This window comes from Idiomarina fontislapidosi, from assembly GCF_003226255.1.
Taxonomy (GTDB): domain Bacteria; phylum Pseudomonadota; class Gammaproteobacteria; order Enterobacterales; family Alteromonadaceae; genus Idiomarina; species Idiomarina fontislapidosi.
Map to the genome: position 1 here is coordinate 58,806 of NZ_QJST01000011.1, position 13,886 is coordinate 72,691.

General features: G+C 48.0%; 12 protein-coding genes and 2 tRNA genes. 4 read left to right on the plus strand and 10 right to left on the minus strand.

All coding sequences use genetic code 11. The features are described 5' to 3' along the window. Positions 1 to 29: 29 nt before the first annotated feature. The 6 genes from DFP83_RS10920 to dnaQ all read right to left on the minus strand — a co-directional run bounded on the left by DFP83_RS10920 (position 30) and on the right by dnaQ (position 6,099). Entirely contained in the window at positions 30 to 1,322 is a 1,293-nt protein-coding gene (locus DFP83_RS10920; protein ID WP_110575655.1) for an NAD(P)/FAD-dependent oxidoreductase, read from the minus strand. Between the two features lie 99 nt (positions 1,323 to 1,421). After that, on the minus strand, positions 1,422 to 3,611 hold the full coding sequence (locus tag DFP83_RS10925; RefSeq protein WP_110575657.1) for a M3 family metallopeptidase: 2,190 nt from the start codon (positions 3,609 to 3,611) through the stop codon (positions 1,422 to 1,424). A gap of 169 nt (positions 3,612 to 3,780) precedes the next feature. Continuing rightward, positions 3,781 to 3,857 (minus strand) — tRNA-Asp (locus DFP83_RS10930). A 26-nt stretch (positions 3,858 to 3,883) separates the two neighbouring features. Further along, positions 3,884 to 3,960 (minus strand) — tRNA-Asp (locus DFP83_RS10935). 139 nt (positions 3,961 to 4,099) lie between these two features. Continuing rightward, positions 4,100 to 5,404, minus strand: coding sequence for a TIGR03503 family protein (locus DFP83_RS10940; RefSeq protein WP_241971634.1), 1,305 nt, complete (start codon positions 5,402 to 5,404; stop codon positions 4,100 to 4,102). Further along, positions 5,389 to 6,099, minus strand: coding sequence for a DNA polymerase III subunit epsilon (gene dnaQ, locus DFP83_RS10945; RefSeq protein ID WP_110575659.1), 711 nt, complete (start codon positions 6,097 to 6,099; stop codon positions 5,389 to 5,391). The genes DFP83_RS10940 and dnaQ overlap by 16 nt, the downstream gene beginning before the upstream one ends. A 53-nt stretch (positions 6,100 to 6,152) precedes the next feature. Between dnaQ and rnhA the strand changes: the two genes are divergently transcribed. Beyond that, complete coding sequence (rnhA, locus tag DFP83_RS10950; RefSeq protein WP_110575661.1) at positions 6,153 to 6,617, plus strand: ribonuclease HI; 465 nt, start codon at positions 6,153 to 6,155, stop codon at positions 6,615 to 6,617. Between the two features lie 9 nt (positions 6,618 to 6,626). Here rnhA and DFP83_RS10955 read toward each other — a convergent pair whose 3' ends face one another. After that, a complete protein-coding gene (locus DFP83_RS10955) occupies positions 6,627 to 7,022 on the minus strand; it encodes a rhodanese-like domain-containing protein (protein WP_110575663.1) in 396 nt (131 codons plus the stop codon). Between the two features lie 2 nt (positions 7,023 to 7,024). Then, positions 7,025 to 7,795 (minus strand): class I SAM-dependent methyltransferase, encoded by a 771-nt coding sequence (locus tag DFP83_RS10960; RefSeq protein ID WP_110575665.1) that lies wholly within the window; start codon positions 7,793 to 7,795, stop codon positions 7,025 to 7,027. Positions 7,796 to 7,854: 59 nt separating this feature from the next. Here DFP83_RS10960 and gloB point away from each other — a divergent pair, with 59 nt between their 5' ends. The 3 genes from gloB (at position 7,855) to DFP83_RS10975 (ending at position 10,924) form a co-directional block, all read left to right on the plus strand. Beyond that, complete coding sequence (gene gloB / locus DFP83_RS10965; RefSeq protein WP_110575668.1) at positions 7,855 to 8,613, plus strand: hydroxyacylglutathione hydrolase; 759 nt, start codon at positions 7,855 to 7,857, stop codon at positions 8,611 to 8,613. Between the two features lie 49 nt (positions 8,614 to 8,662). Next, positions 8,663 to 10,285 carry a LysM peptidoglycan-binding domain-containing protein gene (locus DFP83_RS10970; RefSeq protein WP_110575670.1) on the plus strand — a complete coding sequence of 541 codons (1,623 nt, stop codon included), beginning with the start codon at positions 8,663 to 8,665 and terminating at the stop codon, positions 10,283 to 10,285. A gap of 117 nt (positions 10,286 to 10,402) precedes the next feature. Next, complete coding sequence (locus DFP83_RS10975) at positions 10,403 to 10,924, plus strand: hypothetical protein (protein ID WP_241971633.1); 522 nt, start codon at positions 10,403 to 10,405, stop codon at positions 10,922 to 10,924. A 28-nt stretch (positions 10,925 to 10,952) separates the two neighbouring features. Here DFP83_RS10975 and ligA read toward each other — a convergent pair whose 3' ends face one another. Next, on the minus strand, positions 10,953 to 12,977 hold the full coding sequence (gene ligA, locus DFP83_RS10980; RefSeq protein ID WP_110575672.1) for an NAD-dependent DNA ligase LigA: 2,025 nt from the start codon (positions 12,975 to 12,977) through the stop codon (positions 10,953 to 10,955). An 18-nt stretch (positions 12,978 to 12,995) separates the two neighbouring features. Further along, a complete protein-coding gene (gene zipA, locus DFP83_RS10985) occupies positions 12,996 to 13,868 on the minus strand; it encodes a cell division protein ZipA (protein ID WP_110575674.1) in 873 nt (290 codons plus the stop codon). Between the last annotated feature and the right edge of the window lie 18 nt (positions 13,869 to 13,886).

A 13,886-nucleotide genomic window follows, 5' to 3' on the forward strand; every position in this document is an offset into this window, starting at 1 on the left:
CTGCCTTATCGTGCTAGCCAAGTACATGCTTAGTGCAGTTTTAAACGCGGTTTCACTGCATGATTCAGCTTATCTACCGCGATAATCAACAGCATCTTCCACCAACCGTGTAAAGCGCGCTGATGCATGCGATATAAACTTGCGTAAGCATAGCGCGCTAGGGTTCCCTCAATTGACATCGATAAGCTCTTACTTTGCATTAAGTTACCTACTGCCGAGAAGCGACTTAATGACACCAGCGAGCCTCGATCTTTATACTTGAAAGGCTTAGGGGCTTTGCCTTTTTGCATTCGGCGAATGTTCGTATTTAAGCATTCTGCCATTTGGTGTGCAGACTGCGCACGCGGCGGTACAAAACGCTCGTCATCCAACGCACAGGCGGCACAATCACCAATCGCGTAGATTGAGTCTGCACCTTTTGCTTGTAGGAATTTATCGACTTCGACCTGATTATTCTTGCGCGTTGGTAGCCCGAGTTTCGATAAAAAGTCCGGTGCACGAACCCCCGCAGCCCAAACCATCAAATCGCCTTTAATCGTTTCGCCATCATTAAGGAGCAGTTGCCCTTTCTGCGCCTCTTTTGCAGGATTACCCAATACGACCTTAATCCCGAGCTTGTTCAGTTTCTTATGTACCGACTGCGATAAACGCTCCGGTAACGCCGGCAACAACCGCTTGCCTGCTTCGACTAAGGTAATATTAAGCCGTTCACGGGTTAAGTGCCCTAACCCATAAATGGATAGCAGTGAGACTGAGTGCACAAGTTCCGCTGCGAGCTCGACACCCGTGGCTCCGCCGCCGACAATAGCGACATCAAGCGTAACGTCATGGCCGTCTTCAAGCGCTTGGTTCACGCGTAAGAATTCATTGAGTAGGTGATGATGGAAGGCATCGGCTTGCGCCGTTGAATCAAGGAAATAACAATGTTCGGACACACCCGGCGTGCCGAAATCAGCGGTGACACTACCGACCGATAAAATGAGTTTGTCGTATTTTAAGGTGCGCGGGGCAAGTACTTCTTCGCCCTCTTCTTCTATCGCGGCGAGCGTGATGGTTTTGCTCTCTTTATCCACCGACGCTATGGTTCCGACGATAAAACGAAAACCTGAGCGCGCGCCTTGTCCGCGGTAATCCAATTCTGCTAACCGAGAATCCAGTGCGCCCGAAGCCACTTCGTGTAACAACGGCTTCCATACATGAGTGCTGTTCCTATCGACCAGCAAAACTTCTGCCTTTCCCGAGCGCCCCAACTGCTTGCCTAATTGGGTTGCCAACTCTAAACCACCTGCACCGCCTCCGACTACGACAATTTTCTCTGCCATCGCGTGTAATGTCCTTGCCAATAAATGAAAAAGCCACCAGCGATGATAACGCTAGTGGCTTTTATTTACAGCAATCGATTAAAGATTTACTAAATGTTTTTAGTCAACTTTTGGTTCCGTCAAACCACGACGCTCAAGCAATGCTTCAACGGTTGGTTTTTGACCGCGCCAATCGATGTACTGCTGCATCGGATCTTTGCTGCTACCTTGTGACAAAATCTCACGACGGAAGGCTTGACCATTTTCGAGTGACAAACCGCCGTTGTCATTCATGTATTTGAATGCATCAGCCGCCAACACTTCACTCCACATGTACGCGTAGTAACCCGCAGAGTAGCCGCCTGCAAAAACGTGCGCGAAATAGGTTGAACGGTAACGTGGTGGCACCGCTTCAACTGCAACACCGTTTTCTTCCAACGCAGTTTGCTCAAACTCAACGACATCACCAATATCATCACCTGCTGATACCGTGTGGTACTCAAGGTCAAGCAACGCAGCCGCGACGTATTCTAACGTATCAAAACCTTGGTTGAAGTTACGTGCTGCCAATACTTTGTCGAGCAGTTCCTGAGGGATTTGCTCACCCGTCTCGTAGTGTTTTGCGTAGTTAGCAATCACTTTCGGGTTCAATGTCCAGTCTTCTTGGAACGTTGATGGGAACTCAACATAATCGCGTGGCACACTGGTACCAGCTTGTGATGGGTATTTCACATCAGAGAACATGCCGTGCAGCGCGTGACCCATTTCGTGGAACATGGTCGAAACTTCATCAAAGCTCAATAAGGTCGGTTCACCTTCAGGTGCCTTGGTGATGTTCATGTTGTTCAAAATAACAGGCTTTTGATTAAGCAACTCAGATTGGCTACGGAACGAGCTCATCCAAGCACCGCCACGTTTGCTGTCACGTGCATAGTAATCAGCGTAGAACAAGCCAATGCTTGAACCATCAACGTCGAACACTTCATAAACTTCAACGTCTGGGTGATATACAGGGATATCATTACGCTCTTCGAATGAGATGCCGAACAATTGATTCATTGCATAGAACACACCGTCTTTTAATACACGGTTGAACTCGAAGTATTGTTTTACTTCGTCGCCATCAATTGCGTATTTTGCTTCACGTACTTTCTCAGCGTAGTAGAACCAATCCCACGGCTTCAATTCAAAGTCTTTGCCATCGGCATCAATCGCTGCTTGTATTTCTTCAGCTTCACGTTCAACGTTAGACACAACCGCTGGCACTAGGTCGCGTAGCATGTCTTGTGCAGCTTCAGGGTTACCTGCCATGTTTGTTTCTAAGGTGTAGTCACCCCAGCTGTCATAACCCAGTAAATCGGCTTTTTGCGCGCGTAAGTCAACAAGCTTTTTAACCAGTGGACGTTGGTCCGTCTCAGTGTTGCCGGTACCACGGTTTGCTGACGCTTCCCAAACACGCTGACGTAACTCGCGATTCTCTAACTCGGCAAGGATCGACTGGCGAGTCGTATTGGTTAATACGATAGCGTATTCACCTTTATGGTCACGGCTCTCAGCAGCGTTTGCCAGTGAACGAATGCGACTGTCGCTCAGACCCGCTAATTCGGCTTCGTCTTGAACGTAAATCACGTTCTCTTGCGTTAAGTTCATCAAGTTATTACGGAACTCAGTGGTCAAGCTCGATAACTGTTCGTTGATGTCACGGATTTTCTGTTTGTCCGCATCACTTAACTGCGCACCAGAACGTACGAAGCTTTTATATGTGTCTTCTAATAGGCGCAAAGAAGCGGTATCTAAATCAAGTGAGTCGCGCTTGTCATAAAGCGTCTTGATGCGAGCGAACAAATCAGCGTTTAATGAAATGTTGTCGCTATGCGCTGACATTTTCGGCGCAAGCTCTACTTGCAGATCACGGATTTGATCGTCGCTGTTCGATGATGACAAGTTGAAGAACACCGCGCTCACGCGATTAAGGATAGCGCCCGACTTCTCCATCGCTACGATCGTGTTTTCAAACGTCGGCTCTTCGCTGTTAGAAGCAATCGCTTGGATTTCTTCCATGTGCTCTTTCATGCCACGCTCAAACGCAGGCTCGAAATGTTCGAACTTAATTGCGTCAAAGTCAGGTGCTTGATATTGCAGCGGGCTTGCCTCAAAAAATGGGTTTTGTTGGCTGACATCTTTACCCGCTTGTTCCGCTTGTGCGGTTTCGGCTTGTTGAGTGTTTTGCTGATTCTGTTGTTCAGCATCGCTGCATGCAGCAAGCGATAGCGCTGTACCGATAGCAACGGCTACGAGCGTTTTACGCATAGTTATCTCCTAACTTGTTATTGTGTCGTCTTATTGCGTTTACTTTATGGTTATATTGTAACAGGAGCAAGTATCTAACGCTCAAAAGGCGTTTTTTTTCGATTAGCGCAGGGGAAGGCAAATTTTAGGCAAAAAAAAAGCCCCTGATGGGACTTTAATTTTTGAGAAGTGGCGGAGCGGACGGGACTCGAACCCGCGACCTCCGGCGTGACAGGCCGGCATTCTAACCAACTGAACTACCGCTCCACATTCTCAGAGTGTGCGTGACTTAATGGCGGAGCGGACGGGACTCGAACCCGCGACCTCCGGCGTGACAGGCCGGCATTCTAACCAACTGAACTACCGCTCCACTAAGTCACTGTGTTGGGGGCTGCCCCCTCAACGCGGCGTGAATATTACGAGTGACCACCGATTCAGTCAACCCTTTTTTTAAAGATTTTTGTATTTTTCCGTTCGTTTGACTGTTAAATGTTCAAATCAGACGCTTTTTAATCATTTTTGCCTTTGCTTGGGGTCTTTGGAACCCGTGAACGCTTTCTGAGGTACCAAATAATCCCCACCCCAAATATCACTAAAACAAGGTTTATCGACACGATCGCGATAATATTGGCTATGAGCTGTGAGTCTTGTTCATCACGCTGACGTTGTTTCTCAAGTCGCTCTTGCTCAAGTGCTGATCTTTTCGCGGCTAACTGTTCAGCTTGCGAGAGCGGTTGAGGTGATGGTCGGTTGGCAATGAAACTGTAATCGTCTATCACCAATTCAAATTCGCGACCCTGCTGGTTAGTCGCAAAGACAGACATGTCGATTAAGTGCTTGCCGTAATCTAAGTTTGCTATCGGCACACTGACTTTACTCTTGTTCACCTCCGATAACGAAAATGTTCTCTCTTCGCCGTTGGGGAAGTCGACCTTACCATTTAGAGCGAAGCTTTTAAGTGCGACTCGCTGATCATCGATGTCGATGATTAACTTATGATCTTGCTCGGCTTGCTTGGCCAGCTTCATTTCGAATTTAACCGGACTTGCCTCTATGACGACAGGTTCAGTTTCATAAGAGCGGTCATAGAGCGGCGTCGTGAGCTCATATGTCGGCAGGTACTCACCTGGTGTGATATTTAGCTTAAAGCGACTGGTGAAAGTACCATCCCCTGAATACTCATCATAGCCTCGGCCATTGTCAGAGAACTCACCAATCCGCTTTGGATCAACACCGAAGTTATCAAAATCTGCATTATTCGTGCTTATAAATAAGACTTCGAGAATAACAGTCTCATGAAACCGCGCTGTCTTTACAGGAGAGTCACCATTATAAAGCGTGCCCTCGACCTTAATATGTTCGTTTTCATATAGTGGAGACGGCAATGGTTCAGCTTTAAATTTAACATCCGACACAATAACCGCATCATTTTCTTCATCTACTCGTCCAGCGACCTGCCAAGGACCTGGCATCGGTTCTTTGATGCGAATCATGTCGAAGTTTTCATTGGTGTACCAGGTCACTTGTTCGATTGGATGACGTGCCTCGTACCATTTACTGCCATCAGGTTTTATTAGGATGAGAGGAGAACTGCCGCGCTCGCGAAAAAATAACAAGGTGATTTCGTCAATATTCTCATCGATACGAAACCGTTGGCCCTCGATAGGAAGACGATTCGCCATAGGGTCATTTATCAGATTTAGCTGCGACGTTTGTTCAGCCGTTTGACCCTTTGCATTCGATGATTGTGCTAACGAACAATCACTAAATACTGATAAGAATCCGAGAAATGCAATTATTACGAATCGAGCCACAAGCAAGCGCCACCTTCAGATTTTACAATCGCCAAACGTTGTTGATGTTGTTCCTCTTCATCGGCTGAAGCGCGCAAAACCTTTAGCTCGGGGCGATTTTTTATCGCTTGATGATCAATTTGGCCGGGCTCTTTATTTTCGTTCTCTTGGTTCTGATTATGCAGTTTCAACGCCGTTTGCCCACCGGTCATGGCTAAGTAGACATCGGCTAAGATCTCAGCATCAAGTAATGCGCCGTGTAGCTCACGTGCTGAGTTGTCAACATAAAACGCTTTGCACAAAGCGTCTAGACTGTTGCGCTGGCCAGGACGCATCTCGCGTGCTAATTGTAGTGAGTCCAGCACATCGCAGTAATCATAGGTTTTACCATACATCTTACCAAGGCGTCTAAATTCCGCGTCCATATGGCCTACGTCAAACGGCGCGTTATGAATAACTAGCTGTGCTCCTTTGATAAAATCAATAAAGGCATCGGCGACTTGCGCAAAAACGGGTTTATCAGCCAAATATTCATTCGTAATACCGTGTACCGCAATAGCTTCGTCCTCGACCACACGCTCGGGATTAATATAAACATGAAAATGATTTCCCGTTGGCTTTCGGTCAATCAGCTCAACGCAGCCAATCTCAATGATGCGGTGTCCTTCGTCCGGGTTAATACCTGTGGTTTCCGTATCTAAAACGATCTGACGCATAGTGTTCGATTCCTGATATAATCGCGGTTTAGGTTCAATATACAGTGAGCGGCATGGCTAAAGTACATATTTTCACAGATGGCTCATGTTTGGGTAATCCAGGTCCAGGTGGTTATGGTGTGGTACTCGAATATGGGAAACACCATAAAGAACTGAGCGGTGGTTTCCAATGTACAACCAACAACCGCATGGAGCTACTCGCATGCATAAAAGGCTTGCAAACGTTGACCCGAGCCTGCGACATTATTCTGACGACCGACAGTCAATATGTAAAGCAAGGTATTGAACAGTGGATCCACAAATGGAAGCGCAATGGTTGGCGTACATCGAATAAAAAAGCTGTGAAAAACGTGGACCTTTGGCAGCAGCTGGATCAGGCAATTGCGCGCCACAATGTCACTTGGGAATGGGTGAAAGGTCACGCGGGGCACCCACAAAATGAACGCTGCGACGAGCTTGCACGCGCCGCAGCAGAACAAAACCCGACCTCAGTGGATGCAGGTTTTAGCGCCGAATAAACTCGGTGCTTATTCTTCTCCGGCCACGACTGGACGTTTTTCCTCTTGCCAGGCATTCATGCCACCGTCAACGCTGTAGACTTGGGTAAAGCCCATACGTTGCAGACTCTCGGCCGCAAGCGCTGAACGTCCACCGGTGCGACAAATTAAGTACAGTGGTTTTTCTGCAATACGCTCTAATGCATCATCGTAGCCAGCGACATCAGGATGCTGATTGAGCTGCATCTCTAATACACCACGTGGCATATTAACCGCCTCACGAATATGGCCTTGTGTATATTCAGCGGGTTCACGCACATCAATGATGCGAGCACCGTCCCGTAATGCATGTTGCAGTTGTTCGGTTGTGACTTCATTTACATTGTTTTTTGCTGTCTGACAAAGCTTTTTAGCATCGATTACCATAGTTACCTCTCTTCAAAATGCCAATTTGCAGATTGTTTTACTCTCGCCGCAGGCAGCGCCTGTGTCAAGTTTAGTCGTTCTTTCTTTAATTTGTGGGTCTGTGGCTTTATATAGCATGACTTCTTAGCAACCAGCCAGTACCCAGCGCTTAACCAAGGGCAACGTTGGCAGAGCCACTCACTTTGACCGCCCGTCTCTGTCGTCTGCTGCGTTAAAAAATGCTCAATAAAATAGCGTTGTCGTTCAACCCTAAAGCCCAGCAACGATAACCAATCTTTGACCCGAGCATTGCTAAAATAACGCCCTTGCCACGGAAACGGGTGACTTTTACTACGCCATAACCCACTTAATATAGCCGGGCTTAATGGATTAAAGCCCGCCAAAATTAAGGTTCCATCATCAGCCAACACACGTAATAGTTCACGTAGGATTTGATGTGGGTCGGAGGCAAAATCTAAAACAAACGGGCAAACGAGCGTATCGATAGCCTCATTTTTTATCGGCAAGTGCGTGTAATGCGCCCTCACCTTGCGCCCCTCTATCGCGGGTCGGGGGGCTTGGCAAATATGAAGAGGCTTACCTAGAGTAAAACGGCTCACATTTAATTGTTGCGCTAAGTTGCCTAAAGTAAGGGTAACGCCGTTAAGACAATGGCTACGCGAGTCATCCAACTGCTGTTGCACACAGGCTTTTATTAAGTGTCCATTTGCGAGTTGTTGCCAACTTTCGGGCTCTTGCATCGCCGTACGACGATACGCGGGTTGAATAAACAAGGGTCGACCTTTGTGTTAGGCTAGCGTCTACGCATAATCATAGCGAGGAAACCAAGAGTATGCGAGTACATCCAGTTAAAGCGTTTAACGATAATTATATTTGGCTTATTGAATCCAGCGACGATCGTGTCATTGTCGTCGACCCGGGCGATGAAAAACCGGTCCTCGAGTGGCTTGAGTCGAATAATAAACATATTGCTGGCTACCTCATTACGCATCACCATCATGATCATACCGGTGGCCTTGACGCCTTGAAGGCGCGTTATCCGGCTACATGCTACGGTCCAGATAACCCGGCTATCGGCGGTATCGACTATGCGGTATCAGAAGGTGACCGCGTTAACTTGGCGGGCTTGACCTTTGATGTGTTCGCAACACCGGGACATACTCTTGACCATATTAGCTTTTATGCCAATACGGCGTTATTTTGCGGCGACACGCTGTTTTCTGGCGGCTGTGGGCGGATGTTTGAGGGAACGCCCGACATGTTCGTGGCTTCGCTTGATAAATTACGTCGCCTACCGGGTGAGACGCGCGTTTTTTGCGCGCACGAGTACACTCAAGCGAACTTAACCTTTGCCACGCTTGTCGAACCCGATAATGCAGTTTTAAGAAGCTATTTAGAAAAAGTGAAACTCATGCGTCAGGACGACCAAATTACAGTGCCTTCGACGCTGCAACTCGAGTTAGCAATTAACCCGTTTTTACGGTTTGACCAAACACCGGTCCGTCGCGCCGCCAGTGAGTATGCTGAGCAAGATATCGAGGGATCAGAGAATGTCTTCGCCGTGATCAGAGAGTGGAAAGATAACGCGTAGTCACGTAGTATATCCACGTTATATTATAACATTATTAAAGAAACTGACCATGAATGTACGTTATAAACTTTTAACGAGTTCAGTGCTGAGCGCTTCTCTGCTAACGCTCTCGGGCTGCCAAATGACCTCGCTATTCAATCCTGACGAGCCTGTGAATGTTAATAATCAACAGGCCGAAGTCGTTGCCTCGGCACCGCTTAACATCGACGAGTTACAACCCGTTCCTGTCGAAGTAACGCCTGATGAGCCCAAAAAGGAAGCAAAGAAGCCAGTTCCAATCGACGACCTGTGGCAACGCATTCGTTTACAACTGGCGTTTGAAGTCCCAGATAATGCGCGTGTAAACTCACAACGCAACTGGTTTCTCAGCCACCCCGAGTATCTTGAGCGAGTTGGTAAACGCGCTGAACCCTTTTTGCACTTAATTGTGGAAGAAATTGATCGCCGCGGAATGCCAATGGAATTTGCTTTACTGCCGATTGTCGAAAGTGCCTTTGACCCTTTCGCATACAGCCACGGCAGTGCATCCGGTGTGTGGCAGTTTATTCCTTCCACTGCGCGCCACTATGGTCTTAAGATTGATTGGTGGTATGACGGTCGCAGAGACGTCTATGCTGCCACTCAAGCGGCGCTCGATTATTTAGAAGCCCTGCACGATTACTTTGATGGTAATTGGTTACACGCCATCGCTGCGTATAATTCGGGCGAAGGGCGCGTTGCGGCGGCAATTCGTCGAAATAAACGTAAAGGCGAACCAACGGATTTCTGGAACTTAGATTTACCCCGCGAAACGCGCGCCTATGTACCGAAGTTACTCGCGTTAGCAGATATTCTGGCAAACACCGATGAATATGGCATCGTTTGGTACCCGATCGAGAATCAACCGCAACTGAACGTAATCGAGGTACCTGGTCAAATTGATCTGGCACTCGCAGCGGACATGGCTGAACTCCCGTTGGAAACCCTACATCGCTATAACTCAGCTTATAATCGTTGGGCGACGGCACCGGATGGTCCTCACCGTTTGCTACTTCCGCAACCCAACGCCAGCATCTTTGAAAGTGCTATCCAAAAGACCGATCCAAGTGATTGGCTAAGTTGGAAACGACACAAAATCCGCTCGGGTGAGAGTCTGTTAACGATTGCGAAAAAGTACAATACCTCGGTGGATGTCATTCAAAGTGTGAATGAGCTTAATGGTGCGCTGATCCGCAGCGGTGATTACTTGCTGATCCCTGTTGCGACAAAGGATTTAGAGCAGTACACCTTATCATCTAACCAGCGCCGTATCGCCAAACAAAGCAAGCAATACGGCAAATCAAAGGTGAACTATCAAGTCCAGTCAGGCGATACCCTTTGGGATATTTCGCGTGCCTTTGATGTCGGTGTTAGAGAGCTTGCAAGTTGGAATTCAATGGCGCCAGGCGATTATTTACGTCCGGGTCAAAAACTGGTTATTTGGCAGGAAGGTAATAGCGCACAAAAATCAACAGGCATACTTCGCACGATTGTTTATCAAGTACGCAGTGGCGATTCTTTAGCACGCATTGCTAACCGCTTTAATGTGAGTATTGCTCAGATCGAGCAGTGGAATAACATCAGCCGCAGCAGTTATTTACAACCGGGGCAACGGCTTACACTGAAAGTTGACGTGGTTAACGTAAATTCTTGAATGTTTACATAGTCATAGGCGCATTCAAAGTGCGCCTATTTTATATATATTGAGGTATTGATTCACTGTGCAATTAATTCGATACTAACAACTTATTCTTTTCGATAGGTCGATTTAATGATGCGTTTTGTGTTTTCTTTATTGTTCGTTGTAACCCTGTCGTTTGCCGCCGTTCCGAGCTCAGCTAATGCTGCTGACTGGCGAGCAGAAGGAAAAGGCGAATTGACATATCCGTCGGGTCGCAAAGAGTCGATCGACTTTGGTTTTGCCTATGTAAAACATTTCGATACACATATCTTTAAAGCGGGTGAAGCACAGCTGCGAACCAATGAAGTGCCCCCCAATTACATTCTCAACGTAATCGTCAATGATGAGGGGCTGATATACGTCGCAGAGTTCGCAAACGGCTTTTTTAAATCGTTTGATCTTACGATAGGTACTCACACATTGAGTGTTTACCCGCGCGGAAGTTTCGATGCCGACAAGCCCTATAAACATTTAGTATTTGAACTAGATGACCGTTCTTATATTGTTGATACCACACATCCTACGCTTAAGTTCGAGTTCGACGAGAATGGTATTAATGAGATAAAGGGAAGCGGTTTAATTAAAGATTTGAGCATACGGCGGAGCCAATAGTCCGCCGCACCTCGCGTGGGGCTATTGATTAACCTGCTTGGATAAGCGCGATCAACTCTTGTTCTGTTTTCACTGGGACGCCTAAACTTTCTGCTTTCGCCAGTTTAGAGCCGGCATTATCCCCGGCGAACACTGCCGATGTTTTTTTCGACACCGAACCGCTGACTTTTGCCCCTAGCGCTTCTAATGCCTTTTTCGCCTCATCTCGCGTCATTTCGGTCAATGTACCCGTTAACACAAATGTCTGTCCCGCTAATCGATCGCTCTTAGGCCCAACCGCTTCGCCCTCTGGAAAACTAATCCACCGACGTAATTGCTCAACAACCTCTTGGTTATGGGCTTCACGGAAGAATGCGACAATATGCTCGGCAACAACTTTACCGACATCATCAACGGCTTGTAATGCCTCAACATTTGCCTGTTGCAGCGCGTCAAAAGTACCAAAGTGATGCGCTAAATTATTAGCAGTCGCTTCCCCGACTTCACGAATCCCTAACGCATAGATGAAACGCGGTAAGCTCGTTTCACGCGTTTTCGCGATAGCATTCACCAAGTTTTGCGCCGATTTCATCCCCATGCGAGGCAGCGATGCTATCACCGGCGTTTTTAATTCATACAAGTCAGCCGGTGACTTCACCCACTCTTTATCGACTAATTGCTCCACCAGCTTGTCGCCTAGACCATCGACATCCATCGCTTTACGCGATGCAAAATGTTTAATCGCTTCTTTACGCTGCGCAGCACAAATCAATCCTCCGCTGCACCGCGCCACCGCCTCACCCTCAATACGTTCGACCTCGGAGTCACATACCGGGCAACGCGCCGGGAATTGAATGATTTGGGCGTCAGCGGGGCGCTCGCTTTCAATCACGTTGACGACCTGAGGAATCACGTCCCCTGCACGTCGAATACTGACCGTGTCGCCAATCATGACGCCCAAACGCGCGATTTCATCGGCGTTGTGTAGCGTTGCGTTGGATACCGTGACCCCGCCCACCGAGACGGGCTCAAGACGAGCAACCGGTGTGATAGCCCCCGTACGACCCACTTGGAAATCGACACCTGTAATACGCGTCAGTTGTTCTTGCGCAGGAAACTTCCGTGCAATCGCCCAGCGCGGCGCACGCGCAACAAAGCCCAGCTCAGTCTGCATACGAATCGAATCAACTTTGTAAACAATGCCATCGATCTCATAACGTAAACGATCGCGTTTCTCGAGCATGGCTTGATAATAAGCTTCACACGCCTCAACCGACTCGACTCGTTTCACTTCGTCATTGATCGGCAAGCCCCACTCGCTGAGCTGCTGCAAACGGTCATAATGTGAGTCAGCGAGACGATCGTGGTCGTGCTCACTCACCACCCCTAGACTGTAAGCATAAAAATGCAGTGGACGTTTTGCCGTAATACGGGAGTCGAGCTGACGTAGGCTGCCTGCGGCGGCATTGCGAGGGTTCGCAAATACTTTTTCATCACGCTTACGTGCTGTCTCATTAAAGCGCTCGAATGCGTCCGTCATCATGAATACTTCACCACGCACTTCAACGCGATCAGGCGCTTCTGCGCTCAACTGCAGCGGTACGTTCTTGATGGTTTTTACGTTTGCGGTGATGTCTTCACCTGAGTAGCCGTCACCACGGGTCGCCGCTCTCACTAGCTTACCGTTTTGGTATAAAATACTGACAGCCAAACCATCTAGTTTAGGCTCGCAACAAAACGCCCATGCCACCGAGCTATCAACGCGTTGCTGAATACGCTCAGCAAAGGCAGCAAACTCTTCGCTGTTAAACGCGTTATCCAACGACAGCATCGGTAGTTCATGAGTCACCGAAGTGAACGCATCGAGAGGCTTGCTGCCGACTTTTTCAGTCGGTGAGTGTTCGCTTTTTAACTCAGGGTTATTCGCTTCAAGTGTCTGCAGTTCGCGAAATAATTTATCGTATTCGCTATCAGGAATACTTGGTTCATCCAATTCGTAATATTCTTTGTTATATTGCGTAAGCTGTTGCTCTAGCTCACGCATGCGCTGCGCTACGTTCGATGGATGGCTCATATCTTTTTGTTTGTCTCTTTAATGCTTAGTTTCGTATTGACGTACTTTTTGGTGTGCTTGCTGGATCGACTGGCGTGTCAATAATTGACGCGAACCATCGAGCACCTGCCCTTGTGGGATTTCTGTCGCGAGCTTTTTGGCGGCGTTGAGCATCATATTAAACGCCTGTTGGCCGTCATAATTAATCGGCAAGGTCATGAACAATGCCACACCGTCGGTCTCAAATTGTTCGATGTTATCAAGGTCAAAGGTGCCTGGATTAAACATGTTGGCGACTGAGAAAATTAACGTACCTGTGCCATTAGTGTGTTCGTAACGGTGGAAGATCCCCATCTCGCCAAACTTACACCCAAGTTCGGTCATCATTTGCAATAGCAGCGCGCCTTGCACATTGCCTTTCACGAACAACGAGATAACGTCTTGCGGAGGCTGTGGTTTTGTTTCGTCTTCTTCCGCTGCGGCTTCGGCGTTTACTGGCTCAGAAGTCGGCGCTTCCACTGATTCGGGCGCTTCCTCATCGAGTTCTTGTGCACTGTCTTCAGTGACCGGCGACGCGGCTGCGGGCGCCGGTTCATCATGCGTGTCAACGCGCATTGAAGGCAGTGGCGTCTGCTCATCATCACTCTCTAAATCAAGGTCCATTGACATTTGCGCAGCTTGTGTCGGTGTCGTTTTAGGCTCATCGCGGGTCGCTTTTATGGTTTTGACCGCGCCAATACCATCCGCATCAAAGTCATCACTCGACTGTTGCTGGTGCCGTTTTTCTGCAACCTCGCTTTGCGCTTGTTTGTAGATGCTGTTATTCCGCCGCATCGTCCATAAGCCGTGGGCAATAATGCCAGCAATCAGCAATACTCCAATAATACTGAGTGTTATCTGTAAATTGCTCATGTCATACTTCCTTTATTA